The organism is Actinoplanes awajinensis subsp. mycoplanecinus (assembly GCF_001509495.1).
GTDB lineage: Bacteria > Actinomycetota > Actinomycetes > Mycobacteriales > Micromonosporaceae > Actinoplanes > Actinoplanes palleronii.
The window spans coordinates 47,598-65,192 of sequence record NZ_LLZH01000280.1 but is presented as its reverse complement, the minus strand read 5'-3'; the positions used below and the strand labels follow the sequence as shown (position 1 = coordinate 65,192).

Here is a 17,595-nt window from a genome sequence, read left to right as displayed (position 1 = left end):
GAACGTCGATGCGCTAGCCCGCGTGTCGTCACTCCCAGCCTACTTCGCCACCCCTTACGGAAGCGGGCGCGGACCGTTGCCCACAGTAGCCAGCCGGTGCTCCCGGCAGCTAGTGGTCTTGGGTAGGCTGCACGATCGTGGACGGATATCTGGGCTCCTACGCGCTCCTCGGGCTCGTCCTCGCCGCCGGGGTTCTGCTGTTCGTGGCCGCCTTCGGGGCGAACCGTCTGCTGCGCCCGGCGCGTCCGGCCGAGCCCGCCGGCAAGCGGATCCCGTACGAGAGCGGCATCGACCCGGTCGGCGGTGACTGGGCACAGGCGCAGATCCGGTACTACGTCTATGCGTACCTTTATGTGCTTTTTGCGGTGGAAGCCGTTTTCCTCTTCCCGTGGGCGATCATCTTCGACCGGCCCGGCTTCGGCGGCGCGGCGATCGCCGAGATGGGCGTCTTCGTGGCGGTGCTCGCGCTGGGAATCCTCTATGCGTGGCGTAAGAAGATCCTCGGCTGGACCTGACAGGACGGGTGGCGGACTCGCCTACGGAAAGCCGACATGTCAACATCGTGCGCATGAGTCAGCTTCTGCTCTTCATTGTCGTCGCACTGGTCGTCGGGACGATCGTCTTCGGCGTGACCGTTCTCCTGAGCGGAGGCGACTCCGGGCTCACCCCGGTCGAGCCGGACGGTCAGTCGGTGCCGCTGCCCGGTGACCGCCCGCTGGGCGAGGACGACATCTCCCGGACCAGGTTCGACACCGCCTGGCGCGGGTACCGGATGTCCCAGGTCGATCAGGCGTTGCAGCGCGCGGCGTACGACATCGGCTACAAGGGTGAACTGATCGGCGTGCTGGAGGCCGAGGTGACGGCGTTGCGTGAGGGTCGGCTCGAGGACGCCGACGGCCTGCGTGCCGCCCGGGAGGCCGCTGTCGCCCCCGCTGTCGCCGCCGCCGCCGAGTCCGCGCCCGAGCCGGTCGCTCCGGACCAGGCGCCGGTCGCTCCGGACAAGGATGTGGACGAGAAGGACCCGGAAGGCCCCGCGGTGGAAGTGGCCGCGGTCCCGCCGGTCACCCCGCCGGCCGCCGACGAGGAGCCGGCGGAGAGCCGATGAGCGCCGGCGGCCCAGCCGACGACGCCGCAGCACCGGGATCCGGGGAGTTCACCGCCACGGTGATCGTGAACGCCCCGGCGGCGAAGGTCTTCGCCGCGTTCCTGAACTGGGAGAAGCAGTCCGAGTGGATCCCGTTCACCCGGGTCCGGGTGGTCGAGGGCGACGGCGGCGAGGGCAGCCTGGTCGAGGCGGTCACCACGCTCGGCCCGGCGGTGCTCCGCGACGAGCTGCGCGTCGTCAAGGTCAACGCACCGTACGAGGTCCGCGTCGTGCACTGCGGCAAGGTGCTGCGCGGCCCGGGCTCGATGCGCTGCACGGCGATGTCCGGTGACCGCACCCAGGTCGTCCTGCACGAGTGGTTCCACCTGCCACCCGGCCCGGTCGGCAAGATCGCCTGGCCGGTGCTCTGGCCCGGCTCCAAGCTGGGTTTCACCGGGGCGCTGAAGAAGTTCGGCCGGCTGATCGAGCAGGGCCGCCTGCCGTGACCGCGGATCTCGCGATCGGCGACGACGGGCGGGCCCGCTGCTTCTGGGGCGGCAGCTCACCGGAGTACGCGGCGTACCACGACACCGAGTGGGGCCGGCCGGTCCGCGGTGACGACGCGCTCTTCGAGCGGCTCACCCTGGAGGCGTTCCAGTCCGGCCTGTCCTGGATCACCATCCTGCGCAAGCGCCCGGCGTTCCGGGCCGCGTTCGACGACTTCTCGATCGCCAAGGTCGCGGCGTACACCGAGGCCGACGTGGCCCGGCTGATGGCCGACGAGGGCATCGTCCGGAACCGGATGAAGGTCGATGCCGCGCTGCACAACGCGCGGGTGGCCGCCGAGCTGGCCCCGGGTGAGCTGACCGAGCTGCTCTGGTCGTTCGCGCCGGAGAAGCGGCCGCGCCCGGCCGGCCGCGGCGCAGTCCCGGCGATCACGGCCGAGTCCACCGCGTTGGCCAAGACGCTCAAGAAGCGCGGCCTGAAGTTCGTCGGCCCCACCACCGCGTACGCGTTGATGCAGGCCACCGGCATGGTCGACGACCACCTGATCGGCTGCTGGGTCCCCGTGATGGGATAGGGACATGGCGCAGTGGTCGGTGATCATTGATTCGGAGCAGTGGGCGACGGAACGGTTGTTCCAGCAGGACGTCGTGGTGGTGCGGGGCGGCCCGGCCGGCGCGGCCGCCGGTGACGAGGCCCTGCTGATCGCCGACGGGAACGTGGTGGGGCTGGCCCGGGTGGAGAAGGCCGGCGAGTACCTCGCGCTGGCGTACCAGCGACGGGCCTTCGACGAGCCGATCCCGTTCCCCGCCGCGACCGGCGGCCCGGTTGCCGAGGCCGACTTCCGGCGCTACGCCGACCGGCTCTCCCGGGCGCAGCCGAAGCGGAGCTGGCTGGTCAGCGTCGCGATGCCGATCGAGGCGACCGGCCCGGCCGAGGCGGTCCGGCAGTTCTGGTCACACGTGAACGAGCTGGGCCCCCGGGAGCTGCCGACCTACGTCTGGCCGTCCGGTGACGAGCTGGCGATGCAGGCGTTCGTCCTCGGGGTCGAGGCGAACCAGGACCCCGAGGAAGACGACGAGGACGAGGACTAGCGGCCCTCGTAGACCGGCTTGCGCTTGTTGACGAAGGCCTCGACCGCGTTCTTGTGGTCCGCGGTGGCCCCGCAGATCGCCTGGGCCTGCGCCTCGGCGGCGAGCGCGTCGGAGAGCGTGCCGGCGTCACCGATCGACAGCTCCCGCTTGATCGCGCCGTACGCCACGGTCGGGCCGGCCGCCAGCCGCGCGGCCAGCTCCTGAGCCACCGGCAGCACCTGCTCGTCGTCCTCGAGCAGCCGGGTGAGCAGGCCGATCTCGTACGCCCGCTGGGCGCGCACCGGCTCGGCCAGCAGCAGCAGCTCGACCGCGCGGGCGTGCCCGACGATCCGCGGCAGCGACCAGGAGATCCCGCTGTCGCCGGCCAGCGCGACGTTCGCGAACGCCATCAGGAACGACGTCTTCGGCCCGCCGATCCGGAAGTCGGCGAGCATGGCCAGCGACGCGCCCGCGCCGGCCGCCATCCCGCGCACCGCCGCGACCACCGGCTTCGGCATGCTGGACAGCCGCTGGGCGATCGGGTTGTAGTGCACCCGGACGGTGTCCAGGTCGGTGGCGCCCTTGCCCAGCAGTTCCGCGTGCTCGCGCAGATCCTGCCCGCCGCAGAACGCCCCACCGGCGCCGGCCAGCACGATCGCCCGGCAGGACCGGTCCGTCTCGAGCTCGGCCAGGGTGTCCCGGAGGGCTTCCTTGAGGTCCACGGTGAACGAGTTCATCGCGTCGGGGCGGTTCAGGGTCAGTGTGACGACCGCGTCAGTGCGGTCGACGAGGAGGACGTCGGTCATGGGGTTGAGAATCCCACATGAGCGCTTCTATCGACCCGGGTGCAGGCAGCGTTCCACGTAGCGATCGGCGGCCGGCCGCAGCCGGGTGGCGTGCTTGTCGAAGAACGCGGCCGCGCGGATGCCCGGCCAGCCCGGCGGCAGCAGTGCGGTGGGCAGCTGCGGGTCGTGGAACAGGAACGAGCGCCACGCGTGCACCAGGCGGAACCGGGCGGCGTACGCCTCCTCGTCCGAACTGCGTGCGGTGACCGCCTTCACGACCGGCCGCAATTCCTCCTCGAACTCCCGGTACGACCGCCCGATCCGGTCCAGGTCCCAGGCCTTGCCGACGATCGCGGCGGCTCCGGCGGAACCGGCGGTGTGCGCGGCGCTGAACCGTTCGTACCCGGCCTGGGCCTCCTGGAGCACGGTTTCCACCTCGTCCGACGCGCGGGGCGCGACCCAGACCTGGTCACCGAGCGTCGCGTAGCCGAGAAAAGTGAGCCGTTCGGCGTCCCGGCGGGTCAGCGGTTGGTCACGGATCAGGATCAGATCGAAGCGCCCGTCCCAGCCGCCGCGGCCGGTTCGGTACACCCGGGCGGACGCCTCGTCCAGTCGCCGGGCCGCCTTCGGTGTGAGCAGATAGCCGGCGCCGGAGGCCATCCGCAGGGGGTGTAACCAGCCCTGTCGCACCATTCGCGACACCGCGGTACGCACTGCGGGGGCCGCGATGTCCAGCGGAGCGAGCAGCCGGACGAGGGCGGCGACCGGTGCCCGGGAGCCCCGGGTTCGCAGGTAGTCGCCGTACAGGTCGAAGAGAGCGGACCGCGCCTGCATGACCGCACATTGTGACAGCCAGAAAGGCGATATGCTAGATGCTGTCACATCCGCCCGGGCTGGGTTTGGGTTCGCCGGTGTTCATCAGGGAAAATGTTTGATCGGCACGGTGGGCCGCATTGCGTGAGGACGTGAAACGGCCTGTACGGCCGCCGGTCGGAAACGAGCACCGCGTCATGTGGGGCTGAGCACGTGACGAGGCTGCTGGCATTCCAGGAGCAAGTGGCTGTGGGGTAACCCACCGACCCTGACGTAGGTCTGAGGGGAGACAAGATGGCGGCGATGAAGCCGCGGACGGGCGATGGTCCGCTGGAGGTCACCAAGGAGGGGCGTGGCATCGTCATGCGCGTCCCGCTGGAGGGTGGTGGCCGTCTCGTCGTGGAGATGACCCCGGACGAGGCCAGCGCGCTGGGTGACGCGTTGAAGTCGATCGCCGGCTGACGTTTCACGCGAGCCCGCCGGTACGGTACCGCCCGTACCGGCGGGCTTTCCACGTCTTACGGAAAGGTCATCCTCCCGTGTTTGCTATCCGGTTGACTGCCGAGCTCGACGACTCCCGCACCTGGGTGATACCGGTCGGCGACGACCTGCCACCAGGCGATGTGGGCGCCGAGGCGGCCGCGCTGACGGCGGTCACGCCCGGCGCCGAGAAGGCCGGTGAGATCACCGTCCTGCCCCGCCCGTTGCGCCGTCCGGGCCGCGTTCTGCTGGCCGGTGCCGGGGACCGCGACGAGGCCGGCTGGCGTGCCGCCGGCGCCGCGATCGTCCGGTCGCTCACCGACGACGAGACGGCTCAGGTCCGGCTGCCGTCCGATCTGTCCGAGGCCGCGCTGCGCGGCCTCGCCGAAGGCCTCTGGATGGGCGGCTATCGCTATCGCGACGCGCCGCTCGCCCCCCGGTCCGGGCAGGTGGAGCTGGTCACTGCCACCCCTTTCCGGTACGACCGGAGCCTGGCCCTGGCCCGCGCCACCGCGACCGCCACCTGGCTGGCCCGCGACCTGACCAACACGCCACCCTCGACGAAGAACCCGGAGTGGTTCGCCGACCAGGTGGTCGCCGCCGCGGACGGGATCGCCGGCCTGTCGGTGACCGTGCTGGCCGGTGACGAGCTGGCCCGGTTCGGCGGCCTGCGGGCGGTCGGTGGCGCCTCGGTGACACCGCCCCGCTTCGTCGAGCTGTCCTGGACGCCGCCGTCGGTGGCCTCCCCGCGGCACGTGGTGCTGGTCGGCAAGGGCATCACCTTCGACACCGGCGGCATCTCGATCAAGCCGCGCGAGTCGATGTGGCTGATGAAGAAGGACATGGGCGGTGCGGCCGCGGTCCTCGCCGCCACGCTCGCCGCCGCCGAGCTGGAGCTGCCGGTCCGGGTGACCGCGCTGCTGCCGCTCGCCGAGAACGCGATCGGTGCGGCGGCGTTCCGGCCCGGCGACCTGATCCGGCACTACGACGGCACCACCAGCGAGACCACCAACTCGGACGCCGAGGGCCGGCTGGTGCTCGCCGACGCGCTCAACTACGCCACCGACCGGCTGGCGCCCGACACGATGATCGTGCTGGCCACCCTGACCGGTGCGAACGCCGTCGCGCTGGGCAAGCGCACCGCCGCGCTGTACAGCCCGGACGACGCGCTGGCCGGCCGGCTGGAGACCGCGGGCAAGGCGGCCGGCGAGGGGATGTGGCGGCTACCGCTGCCCGGCGACTACGTCGAGTACCTGCGCAGCGACATCGCCGACCGGCACAGCTCACCGACCCAGGTGCACTCCCTGGTCGCCGCGCTCTACCTGCGCGACTTCATGGGCGACGTGGCGTCCTGGGCGCATCTGGACATGTCCGCGCCGGCCTGGGCCGCCGACCACGACCTCGAGCTGACCAAGGGCGCCACCGGCTGGGGCGCCCGCACCCTGATCCGCTATCTCTCAGCGCTTGACGGCGGCCAGTAACCCGGCGCCCGAGGAGATGACGGCGGGAGTCCAGTCCTCGGACTCGCGGATCGCCTTCACCGTCTCGCGGATCGTCAGGGTGTCCACGTCACGGGCGGCCGGGTCGTTGATCCGGCCGCCGGCGTGCACCCCGTTCACGATCAGCACGCCGCCCGGGCGCAGCAGCCGCAGCGCCGCCTCGGTGCACGCGGCGAACTCGGTGGTGTCCGCGTCCACGAAGATCAGGTCGTACGCGCCGTCGGCCAGCCGGGGCAGCACGTCCAGGGAGCGGCCGCTGATGATCCGGGTCCGGCCCGGCGCGAAACCGGCCTCGACGAACACCCGGCGGGCGATCCGCTGATGCTCGTGCTCGACGTCGATGGTGGTGAGCACCCCGTCCGGGCGCATGCCGCGGAGCAGCCAGATGCCGCTCACCCCGGTGCCGGTGCCGATCTCGACCACCGCCTTGGCGTTGCCCGCCGCGGCCAGCAGGCACAGCACCGAGCCGGCGCCGGGCGAGATGCAGGGCAGGCCGAGCTCGTGCGCGAGCGAACGGGCGGTCTGCAGGATCGGGTCCTCGGTCGCGTAGGTCTCGGCGAACGGCATGGAGTGGCCCGGGGTCTGACCGAAGGAGCGGGCGGGACCGATGATGACGAACCTCCGTGCGGCAAGGGGCGATGTCGCGGTACAACCACGCACATCGGATAAGAGAGTAGAGCGATGACTACCCGTGATGCACGGTGCTGTCGATGGATAAACAGCCCAGTAGGGACTCCCGGGTCACGGCTGGACGGCACGGTGCCACGGATCCGTGTCATCCTGGACACGGAGCCGGGCGAACGATGACTGGAGGCCCCACGTGACCGACGGCGGGAACTGGCGCCGGCCACCCATGGCGTCTTCTGTGCCCGGCGGGCAGCAGCAGCCGCCGTACGGGTCGCCCTGGTGGACCGACGCGTTGAACGATCCCTGGCGTGACCCGCAGGCTCCGTCCGCGGTCGTGCTGCCTCCACCCGCGCCCACCGGCGGGCCGGCCCTGGATCCGATCCCGGACCCGGACGCGCCGCGCCGGTCGTACACTCCGATTCTTTTGATCTGCCTGGTCACCGCCCTGCTGGCCGGCGGTATCGGTGGCACCCTCGGGTTTGTCTTCGCGGTCCGCGGGGGGTATGTCACCGGTGGTGGCACCACCCTCGGCGCGTCCGGCCAGGAGGCGCCGCAGTCGGTCAACCGGGCACCGGATTCGCTGGCCGGCGTGGCCGAGCGGGTCCAGCCCAGCGTCGTCACGGTGCACGTGACCGGCGCGATCGGTTCCGGCTTCGTGGTCTCCGCGGACGGTTACGTGATCACCAACGATCACGTCGTGGACGGCGCCGGCGAGACCATGTCGGTCTCCTTCAGCGACGGCTCCACCGCGTCGGCGAAGCTGGTCGGGCGGGCGCCGGAATCGGACATCGCCGTGATCAAAGTCGCAAAGTCCGGGCTGCCCCCGGTGGAGCTCGGCGACTCGGACGCCATCGCGGTCGGTGACTCAGTGCTCGCTTTCGGTTCACCGCTCGCGCTGGAGAACACCGTGACGTACGGGATCGTCAGCGCCCTGGACCGCACCATCGAGGCCGGCGAGTCCGGCGGCACCACCCGCTACTACGCGGCCATCCAGACCGACGCCGCGGTCAACCAGGGCAACTCCGGTGGCCCGCTGGTGAACGCGGCCGGTCAGGTGATCGGGGTGAACTCGGTGATCCGCTCGGTGGGCGGCACCGAGACCGAGGCCGGCAACATCGGTCTCGCCTTCGCCATCCCGGTCAACCAGGCCAAGCGGATCGCCCAGGACATCATCGACACCGGCAAGGCCCGCCGGACCGTGATCGGCGCCGAGGTCAGTGGCGGCGGCACCGGCACCGGCGGCGCGAAGCTGCGCTCGGTGGAACCGGCCGGCCCGGCCGCCGCAGCCGGTCTGAAGGCCGGTGACGTGCTCACCAAGCTGGACGGGCACCCGCTCCAGGACGGCACCGATCTGATCGCTCTGGTCCGCAAGCACGCCCCCGGCGCGGTGGTCGCGGTGGAGTACCGCCGGGGTACCAAGACCCAGTCCGCCTCGGTGACGCTGGCCGCGGTGACGAACTAACGAACCGGGTGGGGTGTCCGGGCACAGACTCCGTGCGTACGCTGGCTCCCGGACGCTTCAGGAGGGCCACTCGTGTTCGAGAATCTGAACTGGTGGGAGATCGGCGCGCTGCTCCTGCTCGCGCTGCTGATCTTCGGGGAACGCCTGCCCAAGGTCATCGGGGATGGGCTCCGGATGCTGCGCGGCCTGCGGGCGATGGCGCAGAACGCGACCACGGACCTGAGCAAGGAGCTGGGCACCGACATCCAGCTCGAGGACCTGCACCCGAAGGCGTTCATCCGCAAGCACCTGCTCAGCGAGGATGACGAGCAGGCGATCCGCAAGCCGCTGCAGAGCCTCTTCGACGACGTGAAGCAGGACCTGAACGGGGTCAAGAGCGAGCTGAACGAGACCGCCGCCGGCATCAGGGCCTCGGGTCTCAAGGGCGCCAGCGCCCCGGCGGTGCAAAACACCGCGCCGGTCGAGACTCCCCGACCGGCGCAGCGCTTCGACCTCGACGCTACGTAAGAATTGCTGCGGAGCGAAGCGGAGCCGGTTACTTAGTATTGACCAGCAGGCCCAGGGGCTTGCCGACCAGGGACTCGCGGCGGATCGCCAGCTGATCGGCGATGGCGTCGAGTGCCTTCGCGGCCGGCGACTCCGGCTCGGCCAGCACGATCGGGGTGCCGGCGTCACCGGCCTCCCGGACCCGGGTGTCCAGCGGGATCTGCCCGAGCAGCGGCACCCGCGCACCGACCGTCTTGGTCAGCGACGCGGCGACGGTCTCGCCGCCACCGGCGCCGAAGACCTCCATCCGGGAACCGTCCGGCAGCTCCAGCCAGGACATGTTCTCCACGACGCCGACCAGGCGCTGGTGGGTCTGCAGCGCGATCGCGCCGGCCCGCTCGGCCACCTCGGCGGCCGCCATCTGCGGCGTGGTGACCACCAGGATCTCCGCGTTCGGCAGCAGCTGGGCCAGCGAGATGGCGACGTCACCGGTGCCCGGCGGCAGGTCGAGCAGCAGCACGTCCAGGTCGCCCCAGTAGACGTCGGCGAGGAACTGCTGCAGCGCGCGGTGCAGCATCGGGCCGCGCCACACCACCGCGGCGTTGCCGGAGGTGAACATGCCGATCGAGATCACCTTCACGCCGTGTGCCTGCGGCGGCATGATCATGTCTTCGACCCGGGTGGGCCTGCTGTCCACGCCGAGCATCCGCGGCACCGAGTGGCCGTAGATGTCCGCGTCGACCACGCCGACCGACAGGCCCCGCTTGGCGAGCGCGGCGGCCAGGTTCACCGTGACGCTCGACTTGCCGACCCCGCCCTTGCCGCTGGCCACTGCGTACACCCTGGTCCGGGAGCCGGGCTGGGCGAACGGGATGACCGGCTCCTCCGTGCCGCCACCGCGCAACGTGGTCTGCAGCGCCTTGCGCTGTTCCTCGGTCATCACCCCGAAGTCGATCTCCACGGTGGTGATCCCGGGGACCTTGGTGACCGCGGCGGTGATGTCGTTCGTCAGCTTGTCCCGCAGGGGGCAGCCGGCGACGGTGAGCAGCAGATCGACCCGGACCAGGCCATCGCTGACGGTGAAGCCCTTGACCATGCCGAGGTCGGTGATCGGGCGGCGGATCTCAGGGTCGTCGACGGTCGCCAGAGCAGCCTGGATCGCGTCCTCGAGAGTTGCGGCTGGTGCGGACATGACGCCCATGCTACGTCGAGGCGATATCGAGGTCAGGGGCCGAGGTCAGGGGTGGTCCTCTTCCCACTCCATACGCGCCCGCTTCTCCCGCCGATGCGCCGCCTCGTCCAGTTCATCGGCCAGCCGGACGAGCTCGTTGCGCAGGAAATCCCTGGTGGTGACCTCACCGAGAGCGATCCGCAGCGCCGCGATCTCGCGGGCCAGGTATTCCGTCTCGGCCTTCTGCATCGCCGCCCGGCGTCGATCCTCTTCCATGATCAGGCGGTCCCGGTCGGCCTGCCGGTTCTGCGCCAGCAGGATCAGCGGGGCGGCGTACGACGCCTGCAACGACAGCACCAGCGTCAGGAACGTGAACGTGTACGGGTCGAACCGCATCCGGTCCGGCGCCATCGTGTTCCACGCGAACCAGGCGCCGATCACCACGGTCATGTAGACGATGAACTTCGCCGTGCCCATGTACCGGGCGATGCCCTCCGACCACCGGCCGAACGCCTCCGGATCGAACTTCGGCAGCCGGACCCGCCCCGGCTCCCGCGGCTGGTCCAAACGGTCCCGCCGTGCCTCGCTCATGGCTCGAGATCCTCGTCCTCGTGGGCGTCGGCGTCCCGGTCCCGCCAGTCACGCGGCAACGAGTGGTCCAGCACGTCGTCCACCGTGACCGCGCCGAGCAGCCGGTGCGTGCCGTCGACCACCGGCATGGCGACCAGGTCGTACGTCGCCATCCGCCGGGTGATCTCGTGCAGGGTGAGGTGCGGTCGCAGCGGCTCGATCCCGCTGTCCACCAGGCCGCCCACGATGGTGGACGGCGGTTCCCGGAGCAGCCGCTGGAAGTGCACCATCCCGAGGTACTTCCCGGTCGGGGTGTCGCTCGGCGCCCGGGCCACGAACACCTGCGCGGCCACCACCGGGGACAGCTCCGGCTCACGGATCCGGGCCAGCGCCTCGGCGACCGTCGCGTCCGGGGTGAGGATCACCGGCTCCGAGGTCATCACGCTGCCCGCGGTGCCGGGGCGGTAGCTCATCAGCTGGCGTACCGGTGCGGCCTCCTCCGGCTCCATCAGGTCCAGCAGCACGATCTGCTCGGTCTTCGGCAGCTCGGCGAGCAGGTCCGCCGCGTCGTCCGGGTCCATCCGTTCGAGCACGTCGGCGGCCCGCTCCCGGTCCAGCTGGATCAGGATCTCCACCTGGTCGTGCTCGGGCAGCTCCTCCAGCACGTCGGCGAGCCGGCGGTCGTCCAGCGCGGCGGCCACCTCGTTGCGGCGGGCGTCCGGCAGGTCCTGCAGCGCGTTCGCCATGTCGGCCGGGCGCATCTGCTCCAGCAGCGCGATCAGGTTCGAGGTGCCCTGCGTGTCGGTCGGGCCGACCAGGCCGCGGACCCGGTTGTACTCCACCTGGTAGATGTGGCCGCGCCGGGCCAGCCGGCCGGTGTGCGCGCGGACCGCCACCCGGGTGACCATCCACTCGGTGTTGCGGTTCAGGTCCATGCCGATGTCGACCACGACGGCGTCGTTCTCCTCGCCGCCCTCCTGCTCCGGCACCACGGTGACCCGGCGGTCCAGCAGGTCCTCCAGCGCCAGCAGCTCGTTCGGCCGCTTCTCGAAGCGGCGCAGGTTCAGCGCGCCGCTGGCCAGCACGACCGCCTCGGAATCCATGCTGGTGATCCGGCCGACGGGCAGGAAGATGCGCCGGCGCAGCGCCATCTCCGCCACCAGGCCGACGATCTGTGGCGGGCGGTTCGTGGTGCGCAGCCGGACGACCGCGTCGCGGACCCGCCCCACCCGGTCTCCGTTGGGGTCGAACACCGGCAGGCCGGCCAAGCGGGCCAGATAAACCCTCGTCCCCATGGTCACAGCCCCAGATTAGGTTAGGGTCCGGACATGTCCACCGTGGCCTACGAGATAGTCGACGTGTTCACGGATCGGCCGTTCGCCGGCAATCCGCTCGCGGTGGTGTTCGGAGCCGAGCATCTGGCCACCGATCAGATGCAGACGCTGGCCCGGGAGTTCAACCTGGCCGAGACCACGTTCGTGCTGCCACCGACCGAGCCCGGCGCGACGTACCGGATCCGGATCTTCACGGCCTCGGCCGAGCTGCCGTTCGCCGGCCATCCCAGCGTCGGCACCGCGGTGACGCTGATGCGGCAGGGCCGGTTCGCACCCGGACGGGTGGTGCAGGAGTGCGGCGCGGGGCTGCTGCCGCTCGACGTGACCGCCGCGGGCGCGGCCACGCTCACCGGCGCCGCTCCCCGGCTCGGCGACCCGATCGACCCGGCCGGCCTGCTGGAGATCGCCGGCCTGCCTGCCTCGGCGTTCGCCGGGTCACCGTCCGCTGTTCCGCGCGAGGCGGGCTGCGGGCTGGACTGGACGTTTCTTCCGGTACGACGATCCGCGCTGGCCGGGGTCCACTTGGACGTGCCGGCAGCGGCCCGGCTCGGGGTGACCGGGCTGACCGTGTTCTCGTGGGAGAGCGGGGAGGCGCACGCGCGGGTGTTCGTACCCGGTGACGCGGTGTGGGAGGACCCGGCCACCGGATCGGCGGCGCTCGGGCTCGGGGTGTGGCTGGTCGGTGCGGGGTGGCTGCCGGGGGACGGTCTGTCGTCGTACCGGGTGCATCAGGGCCTGGAGATGAAGCGGCCGTCGCTGTTGAGCTGCACGGTGAGCGCGGCCGGGGGCGTGGCGACCGGGGCGACGGTGAGCGGGCACGTCTTTCCGGTGGCGACGGGGAAGATCGCGGTTCCCCCGTTCATCGGCTGATCGCCTTCCGGCCGGCTGATCGGCGTCAGGTCAGCGCCGGACGACTTTGTGCAGGCGGAACGGTTTGCGGGTGGCCACCCGGGCCGGGGTTTCCCGGGGCGGTGCGGCGGCCGACTCGGCGGGCAGGTCCGGCGCGGCGACCAGGGTGTCCACCGCCGGGGCGATGACGAGCAGCGCACAGTCCGCGACGGCCCAGCGGGCGGCCACCTCGGCGGCGGTGCCGGAGGCGTTCAGCCGTTTGCCGGCGAGTTGCGGGGCGAGTTCCGCCCACTCCGGGCCCTGCGGGTCGAGCCGGGTCACCGTGGCCTCGGTCGACACGATCAGGCCGCCGTGGTCGCCGCGGAGCCGGACGGTCGCCGTTTTCGCGTCGGCGAGGCCCGGGGCGTACTGCTCGCCGGGACCGGTGATCACGGCGAGGGACAGCTCGACCGGCATGCACCACAGGGCGTAGGCGGGGCCGTCACCCGTCGAGATCCAGGCGATCGCCGCCTTCTTGATCGCCTCGTCCAGCACACCCGTCACCGCGCCATCCTCCCACGCTCCCACGCTGAAGCAGCACCAAGCTCACGTGCGAAGTTCCAGCGCCCTCCACACTCAAACTCCCCACGCTGGTGGTTGCGCGGCGTTGTGTGTGAAGTTGCGGTGCGCTGCGCACCCAAAGTCCCCACGCAGGTGGTTGGGCGGGGTTAGACCAGGGCGGGGGCGTGGTCTAGCAGGGTCAGGACCTCGGTCAGGGAGCGGACGGTGCGGCCCGTGAACGTGGTGTCGGCGTCGAAGACAAGGTGATCGGCGAGGTCCAGGGCGGCCAGCCGGACCGGGGTCATGCCGACCGCGGCCGCGCCGGTCAGTTCGTGGCTGCCGCCGTCGCCGACGTACAGGCACTCCTCCGGGTGGACGTCGAGCCGCTCGCAGGCGGCCAGGTAGATCCGGGGGTCCGGCTTGCAGACGCCCAGCTCGACGGAGAAGATCTGGGCGTCCAGCAACGGCGCCACCGGGAGCCCGGGCAGGAAGGCGGGTAGCTCGTGGGTGCAGTCGCTGATCAGTGCCGTGCGCACACCGCGGTCGCGGATCGCGGTGAGCGCGCTGACCGCGTCGGCGCGGAGCCGGGTGTCGGCGCGGAGCGCGTCGACGCGGGCCGGCATGGCCGCCCGGATGGCGCCGGGACGGGGCCGGCCGCCGGACTGCTCGATGACGAAGCGCAGGGTGGCCTCGGCCGAGCCGTACCGGCCGCAGGCCCGGGCCCGGAACGTGCGATCCAGGACGCCGACCATCGTCTCCGGGTCGGCGCCGAGCGCCCGGGCGATGGCCGCGTGCTGAGGACCGCGCTGCACCGAGCGGGTCAGGGTGCCGAAGAAGTCGAATACCACCGCGCGGTATGCGGGCATGGAAATCGGCCTCCGGGGCATCGAGGGATGAAAATGGCCATGGGGCCGTCGGTGACTGTAGCGATTCCGTCACTGTCCGCCAACCGACAGTGGCAAACACCCCTGCTGGGCTGTGCAAGAAGCGACGGCCGGTGATGAATATGCGCTCATCAGGGCAACCGATCGCCCCGCTCACGGTGTTGGCGCTGGCAGTGGCGGTCTGCGCGGTCTCCTCGTCGGCGCCGCTGATCGCGTTCGCGGCGGCGCCGGCGCTGGCTGTCGCGTTCTGGCGCAACGGGCTGGCGTCGGTGGCGCTCACCCCGGTCGCGCTCGGCCCGCGCCGGGCCGAGGTGCGTGACACGATCCGCGGTTCGCGCCGCCGGGCCGGGATGTTCGCGTTGCTCGCCGGGGTGGCGCTGGCCGCGCACTTCGGTACGTGGATGCCGAGCGTGCAGCTCGGCACGGTGGCCACCTCGACCGCGCTGGTCGCCACCCAGCCGGTGTGGCAGGGCCTGATCGCGGCGTGGCAGGGGCGGCGCCCGTCGGCGGCCGGCTGGGTCGGCATCGTGCTGGCGGTGGCCGGTGCGGCCTGGGCGACCGGCGCCGACGTCGGGGTGTCCGGGCAGGCCGTGCTGGCCGACGCGCTGGCCGTGCTCGGCGCGATCTTCGCGGCGGTCTACACGGCGCTCGGCGAGCAGGCCCGGGTGGCGTTGAGCACCACGACGTACACCTGGATCTGTTACGGCGTGTGCGCCGTGCTGCTGCTCGTCGTCTGCCTGGCCGGGGGTGTCGACCTGACCGGGTATCCGCCGCAGGCCTGGGCCGCGATCCTCGGGCTGGTGGCCGGTGCGCAGCTGCTCGGCCACTCGATGTTCAACTACGCGCTGCAGCACACCTCGGCGACCACGGTCAGCGTCCTGATCCTGCTCGAGGTGCCGGGCGCCGCGCTGCTCGCCTGGCTCTGGCTGGGTCAGGTCCCGCGCCCGGGCACCCTGCCGGGGCTGTCGCTGCTGCTGGCCGGCGTGGCGGTGGTCATCGTCGGCGCGGCGCGTTCCACCCGGGCCGCCCGGGTGCGGGAGTCGCTGCCGACCTGATCATCCGTACCCCGAAGGGTTGGGGTTTGGGGAAACGGTGACGGCTGTCGTTTTTGCGGGGTTTTGCTGACATCTGAGCCGTCACTGGGGAACCCGGCCGCGTCGTTGCACGAGTGGCGAGGTTCGAGCGGGCACGGTATTGAGGGGAGATGCGATGCATCGGGTACGGCTCAGCCGGCTGCTCCTCGTCGGACTGCTCATGATCGGCGGATGTGCGGAACCGGACAGCGCCGGCGAGGCGGAGGCGAGCGGCCGGGTCGGTGGGTGGCGGACGGCCGGCTGCGAGTTCAGCCGGGCACCGGAGCACACCGAGGTCGGCGGGGTCCGGATGCCGGTCACGCCGGCGCCGCTGCGCGCGGCGATGGAACAGATCGAACAGGCCGGGCGGACGCGGTTCGCCGCCAGCTTCGCCGGGCTCGAGGTGGATCAGCTTCGGGTACGGGCGATCGTCTATCGCGTGCCGTCCGCCGCGGCCGGGTTCGACGATTTCCTGCGGCAGACCGCCGGCAACAACTGCATCGTCGTACGGGACGCCGCGCACGCCGTCACCGAACTCGGCGAGTGGCACGATCGGGTGGTCGCCGACCTGGCGTACTGGTCCGCCCGTGGAGTGCGGATCGTCACCGTGGGGAGTCGTCATGACGGCGCCGGGGTCGAGATCGGCACCCGGGACGTGGATCTGGCCCGCGTCGCACTGCCCGCGCACTACGGCGACGAGGCGCCGCTGGTCTTCGTCGAGGAGGGTCCGGTCACCCCGCTGACCAGCACACGGATCAATTCTCCGGAACCGGGTCGCTGAATTACCGGCGTGCCGGAAAATCGGCTCGGTGAGTCGCGGGCCGCCGGTGCGGCGTTCCGCGGCGGCGGGCCGCCGATTACGCCACGGTGACGCAGATGTTTGCCCCCGCCTCCGGGAGCGGGCAGGATCGCCGCATGGTCTTCGACGCCCGTTCCACCGGCGGCAGCCCCTCGCGGCGTGACGCCACCCGTCCGGCTGACAGCCGGCCACCACGGTCCGGCGTGCCTGGCAGTGATCCGGACCGGCCGGTCGAGATCACGGCCGAGGTGGTCGAGGCGGAGTTCGAGGAAGCGAGTGCGGAGGCTGCGGTGACCATGCGTTTGGATGGGAAGGTCGCGCTGGTGACCGGCGCGGGAAGCCCGGACGGTATCGGGTACGCGACCGCGCGCCGACTGCGTGACCTCGGCGCCCGGGTGGCGATCGTGTCCACCACCCGCCGGATCCACGACCGCGCCTCCGAGCTGGGTGTCACCGGCTTCGTCGCCGACCTGACCGATGAGGCCGAGGTGGGCGCGCTGGCCGACGCGATCATCGACCAGCTCGGCGACGTCGAGGTGCTGGTGAACAACGCCGGCCTGGCGAGCCGGGCCAGCCCGGAGGTGCTCCGCCCGGTCGCCCAGCTGACCCTGGACGAGTGGAAGGCCGAAATCGATCGGAACCTGAGCACGGCGTTCCTGTGCAGCCGGGCGTTCATCGGCGGCATGTCGGAGCGCGGCTGGGGCCGGGTCGTGAACCTCGCGGCCACCGCCGGCCCGGTGAACGCGCTGCCCACCGAGGCGGCCTACGCGGCGGCCAAGGCCGGCGTGGTCGGGCTGACCCGGGCGCTGGCGATGGAACTGGTCGCCGACGGGGTCAACGTGAACTGCGTGGCGCCGGGGACGATCTACACGGCGGCCTCGACGGTGACCGAGATCAAGCAGGGCCTGGGCACGCCGATCGGTCGCCCCGGCACGCCGGACGAGGTCGCGGCGGCGGTGGCGTTCCTCTGCTCGCCGGCCGCGTCCTACATCACCGGGCAGATGCTTGTCGTGGACGGCGGGAACAGCGTGCGCGAGGCCCAGTTCCGCTGATCCGTGCCGGTCTCAGGCCGGGGCCGCTCCGACGGGCCCGGCCTGACCGCTCCCGGTCACGCGCACGCTTCGGTCAGCGTCAGGTGTTCTTGGTGAGGTTGCCGCGGGCGCGTTCCACGGCGAGGCAGCTGTCCTCGACGTAGTCGATGCCGGCCTCCTCGGCGATCTTCCGGGCCTCGGCCGAGAAGATGCCGCTCTGCAGCCACACCGCGGGCGCCCCGATCGCCACCGCCTGGCGCACCACCTCGGCCGCCTCCCGCGACGGACGGAAGACGTCCACCAGGTCGACCGGCTCCGCCAGGTCCGCCAGGGTCGGGACCGTCTTCACCCCGAAGACCTCATCGACGTACGGATTGACCGGGATGATCCGCCAGCCGTGTCGCAGCATCTGCAACGGCACCGCGTGCGCGGGCTTGAACGGATCCCGTGACGCGCCGACCACCGCGATCACGTTCGCCTCGGCCAGGATCTGCTGAGCAGTACGCATACACCGACTCTAGCCAGGCGCGG

General features: G+C 71.6%; 22 protein-coding genes. 13 read left to right on the top strand and 9 right to left on the bottom strand.

Annotation, left to right across the window (positions count from 1 at the left end):
• The first annotated feature begins 137 nt into the window (after window positions 1-137).
• From ndhC to ADL15_RS28490, 5 genes are read left to right on the top strand one after another with little or no spacing between them, the layout of a single operon-like run.
• Window positions 138-515, top strand: coding sequence for an NADH-quinone oxidoreductase subunit A (ndhC, locus tag ADL15_RS28510; RefSeq protein WP_067697605.1), 378 nt, complete (start codon window positions 138-140; stop codon window positions 513-515).
• Between the two features lie 53 nt (window positions 516-568).
• Window positions 569-1,105: a DivIVA domain-containing protein gene (locus tag ADL15_RS28505; protein WP_232344390.1), complete on the top strand. Its 537-nt coding sequence runs from the start codon at window positions 569-571 to the stop codon at window positions 1,103-1,105.
• Window positions 1,102-1,590, top strand: coding sequence for an SRPBCC family protein (locus tag ADL15_RS28500; protein WP_067697603.1), 489 nt, complete (start codon window positions 1,102-1,104; stop codon window positions 1,588-1,590). The genes ADL15_RS28505 and ADL15_RS28500 overlap by 4 nt, the downstream gene beginning before the upstream one ends.
• Window positions 1,587-2,165: a DNA-3-methyladenine glycosylase I gene (locus ADL15_RS28495; protein ID WP_067697601.1), complete on the top strand. Its 579-nt coding sequence runs from the start codon at window positions 1,587-1,589 to the stop codon at window positions 2,163-2,165. Before ADL15_RS28500 ends, ADL15_RS28495 begins: the two co-directional genes overlap by 4 nt.
• A gap of 4 nt (window positions 2,166-2,169) precedes the next feature.
• Window positions 2,170-2,682 carry a hypothetical protein gene (locus tag ADL15_RS28490; RefSeq protein WP_067697599.1) on the top strand — a complete coding sequence of 171 codons (513 nt, stop codon included), beginning with the start codon at window positions 2,170-2,172 and terminating at the stop codon, window positions 2,680-2,682.
• On the opposite strand, the gene ADL15_RS28485 is transcribed toward ADL15_RS28490, so the two are convergent.
• Window positions 2,679-3,467 carry an enoyl-CoA hydratase-related protein gene (locus ADL15_RS28485; protein ID WP_067697597.1) on the bottom strand — a complete coding sequence of 263 codons (789 nt, stop codon included), beginning with the start codon at window positions 3,465-3,467 and terminating at the stop codon, window positions 2,679-2,681. The two genes, ADL15_RS28490 and ADL15_RS28485, sit on opposite strands and share 4 nt — an antisense overlap.
• Window positions 3,468-3,494: 27 nt before the next feature.
• The gene (locus ADL15_RS28480) at window positions 3,495-4,280 is read right to left on the bottom strand and encodes a PaaX family transcriptional regulator (RefSeq protein ID WP_067697595.1); all 786 of its coding nucleotides are present in this window, start codon (window positions 4,278-4,280) and stop codon (window positions 3,495-3,497) included.
• A gap of 273 nt (window positions 4,281-4,553) precedes the next feature.
• Between ADL15_RS28480 and ADL15_RS51830 the strand changes: the two genes are divergently transcribed.
• The gene (locus ADL15_RS51830) at window positions 4,554-4,721 is read left to right on the top strand and encodes a DUF3117 domain-containing protein (protein WP_014694782.1); all 168 of its coding nucleotides are present in this window, start codon (window positions 4,554-4,556) and stop codon (window positions 4,719-4,721) included.
• A 77-nt stretch (window positions 4,722-4,798) separates the two neighbouring features.
• A complete protein-coding gene (locus ADL15_RS28475) occupies window positions 4,799-6,220 on the top strand; it encodes a leucyl aminopeptidase family protein (RefSeq protein WP_067697593.1) in 1,422 nt (473 codons plus the stop codon).
• Here ADL15_RS28475 and ADL15_RS28470 read toward each other — a convergent pair.
• Window positions 6,197-6,805: an O-methyltransferase gene (locus ADL15_RS28470; RefSeq protein WP_067697591.1), complete on the bottom strand. Its 609-nt coding sequence runs from the start codon at window positions 6,803-6,805 to the stop codon at window positions 6,197-6,199. The two genes, ADL15_RS28475 and ADL15_RS28470, sit on opposite strands and share 24 nt — an antisense overlap.
• A gap of 253 nt (window positions 6,806-7,058) precedes the next feature.
• Between ADL15_RS28470 and ADL15_RS28465 the strand changes: the two genes are divergently transcribed.
• A complete protein-coding gene (locus tag ADL15_RS28465; protein ID WP_067697589.1) occupies window positions 7,059-8,327 on the top strand; it encodes a S1C family serine protease in 1,269 nt (422 codons plus the stop codon).
• Window positions 8,328-8,399: 72 nt separating this feature from the next.
• Window positions 8,400-8,834, top strand: a complete 435-nt coding sequence (locus tag ADL15_RS28460) for a Sec-independent protein translocase family protein (protein ID WP_067697587.1) — start codon at window positions 8,400-8,402, stop codon at window positions 8,832-8,834.
• A 28-nt stretch (window positions 8,835-8,862) separates the two neighbouring features.
• Here the strand turns inward: ADL15_RS28460 and ADL15_RS28455 are convergent, their stop codons facing one another.
• From ADL15_RS28455 to ADL15_RS28445, 3 genes are read right to left on the bottom strand one after another with little or no spacing between them, the layout of a single operon-like run.
• Window positions 8,863-10,005 carry an Mrp/NBP35 family ATP-binding protein gene (locus ADL15_RS28455; RefSeq protein ID WP_067697672.1) on the bottom strand — a complete coding sequence of 381 codons (1,143 nt, stop codon included), beginning with the start codon at window positions 10,003-10,005 and terminating at the stop codon, window positions 8,863-8,865.
• A gap of 45 nt (window positions 10,006-10,050) precedes the next feature.
• Window positions 10,051-10,575 (bottom strand): DUF1003 domain-containing protein, encoded by a 525-nt coding sequence (locus ADL15_RS28450; RefSeq protein WP_067697585.1) that lies wholly within the window; start codon window positions 10,573-10,575, stop codon window positions 10,051-10,053.
• Complete coding sequence (locus ADL15_RS28445) at window positions 10,572-11,855, bottom strand: magnesium transporter MgtE N-terminal domain-containing protein (protein ID WP_067697583.1); 1,284 nt, start codon at window positions 11,853-11,855, stop codon at window positions 10,572-10,574. Before ADL15_RS28445 ends, ADL15_RS28450 begins: the two co-directional genes overlap by 4 nt.
• A 27-nt stretch (window positions 11,856-11,882) precedes the next feature.
• On the opposite strand from ADL15_RS28445, the gene ADL15_RS28440 reads away from it, so the two are divergent.
• A complete protein-coding gene (locus ADL15_RS28440; RefSeq protein WP_067697581.1) occupies window positions 11,883-12,758 on the top strand; it encodes a PhzF family phenazine biosynthesis protein in 876 nt (291 codons plus the stop codon).
• Between the two features lie 30 nt (window positions 12,759-12,788).
• Here the strand turns inward: ADL15_RS28440 and ADL15_RS28435 are convergent, their stop codons facing one another.
• Both ADL15_RS28435 and ADL15_RS28430 read right to left on the bottom strand, forming a co-directional pair.
• The gene (locus tag ADL15_RS28435; RefSeq protein ID WP_198171057.1) at window positions 12,789-13,280 is read right to left on the bottom strand and encodes a hypothetical protein; all 492 of its coding nucleotides are present in this window, start codon (window positions 13,278-13,280) and stop codon (window positions 12,789-12,791) included.
• A 164-nt stretch (window positions 13,281-13,444) separates the two neighbouring features.
• Window positions 13,445-14,143 (bottom strand): HAD family hydrolase, encoded by a 699-nt coding sequence (locus ADL15_RS28430; protein WP_067697577.1) that lies wholly within the window; start codon window positions 14,141-14,143, stop codon window positions 13,445-13,447.
• Window positions 14,144-14,277: 134 nt separating this feature from the next.
• Here ADL15_RS28430 and ADL15_RS28425 point away from each other — a divergent pair, with 134 nt between their 5' ends.
• The 3 genes from ADL15_RS28425 (at window position 14,278) to ADL15_RS28415 (ending at window position 17,085) form a co-directional block, all read left to right on the top strand.
• Window positions 14,278-15,216, top strand: a complete 939-nt coding sequence (locus tag ADL15_RS28425) for a DMT family transporter (protein ID WP_067697576.1) — start codon at window positions 14,278-14,280, stop codon at window positions 15,214-15,216.
• 154 nt (window positions 15,217-15,370) lie between these two features.
• Window positions 15,371-16,015 (top strand): hypothetical protein, encoded by a 645-nt coding sequence (locus tag ADL15_RS28420; protein ID WP_067697574.1) that lies wholly within the window; start codon window positions 15,371-15,373, stop codon window positions 16,013-16,015.
• Between the two features lie 134 nt (window positions 16,016-16,149).
• Entirely contained in the window at window positions 16,150-17,085 is a 936-nt protein-coding gene (locus ADL15_RS28415) for an SDR family NAD(P)-dependent oxidoreductase (protein WP_067697572.1), read from the top strand.
• A gap of 79 nt (window positions 17,086-17,164) precedes the next feature.
• On the opposite strand, the gene ADL15_RS28410 is transcribed toward ADL15_RS28415, so the two are convergent.
• Window positions 17,165-17,572, bottom strand: coding sequence for a CoA-binding protein (locus ADL15_RS28410; protein WP_067697571.1), 408 nt, complete (start codon window positions 17,570-17,572; stop codon window positions 17,165-17,167).
• Window positions 17,573-17,595 lie beyond the last annotated feature (23 nt).

Bases quoted from the DNA above. Each gene is read 5' to 3' on its own strand.
- ADL15_RS28505 (WP_232344390.1), top strand. From the start codon at position 569: ATGAGTCAGCTTCTGCTCTTCATTGTCGTCGCACTGGTCGTCGGGACG.
- ADL15_RS28500 (WP_067697603.1), top strand. From the start codon at position 1,102: ATGAGCGCCGGCGGCCCAGCCGACGACGCCGCAGCACCGGGATCCGGG.
- ADL15_RS28490 (WP_067697599.1), top strand. From the start codon at position 2,170: ATGGCGCAGTGGTCGGTGATCATTGATTCGGAGCAGTGGGCGACGGAA.
- ADL15_RS28485 (WP_067697597.1), bottom strand. From the start codon at position 3,467: ATGACCGACGTCCTCCTCGTCGACCGCACTGACGCGGTCGTCACACTG.
- ADL15_RS28480 (WP_067697595.1), bottom strand. From the start codon at position 4,280: ATGCAGGCGCGGTCCGCTCTCTTCGACCTGTACGGCGACTACCTGCGA.
- ADL15_RS51830 (WP_014694782.1), top strand. From the start codon at position 4,554: ATGGCGGCGATGAAGCCGCGGACGGGCGATGGTCCGCTGGAGGTCACC.
- ADL15_RS28470 (WP_067697591.1), bottom strand. From the start codon at position 6,805: ATGCCGTTCGCCGAGACCTACGCGACCGAGGACCCGATCCTGCAGACC.
- ADL15_RS28455 (WP_067697672.1), bottom strand. From the start codon at position 10,005: ATGTCCGCACCAGCCGCAACTCTCGAGGACGCGATCCAGGCTGCTCTG.
- ADL15_RS28450 (WP_067697585.1), bottom strand. From the start codon at position 10,575: ATGAGCGAGGCACGGCGGGACCGTTTGGACCAGCCGCGGGAGCCGGGG.
- ADL15_RS28440 (WP_067697581.1), top strand. From the start codon at position 11,883: ATGTCCACCGTGGCCTACGAGATAGTCGACGTGTTCACGGATCGGCCG.
- ADL15_RS28430 (WP_067697577.1), bottom strand. From the start codon at position 14,143: ATGCCCGCATACCGCGCGGTGGTATTCGACTTCTTCGGCACCCTGACC.
- ADL15_RS28425 (WP_067697576.1), top strand. From the start codon at position 14,278: ATGAATATGCGCTCATCAGGGCAACCGATCGCCCCGCTCACGGTGTTG.
- ADL15_RS28420 (WP_067697574.1), top strand. From the start codon at position 15,371: ATGCATCGGGTACGGCTCAGCCGGCTGCTCCTCGTCGGACTGCTCATG.
- ADL15_RS28415 (WP_067697572.1), top strand. From the start codon at position 16,150: ATGGTCTTCGACGCCCGTTCCACCGGCGGCAGCCCCTCGCGGCGTGAC.
- ADL15_RS28410 (WP_067697571.1), bottom strand. From the start codon at position 17,572: ATGCGTACTGCTCAGCAGATCCTGGCCGAGGCGAACGTGATCGCGGTG.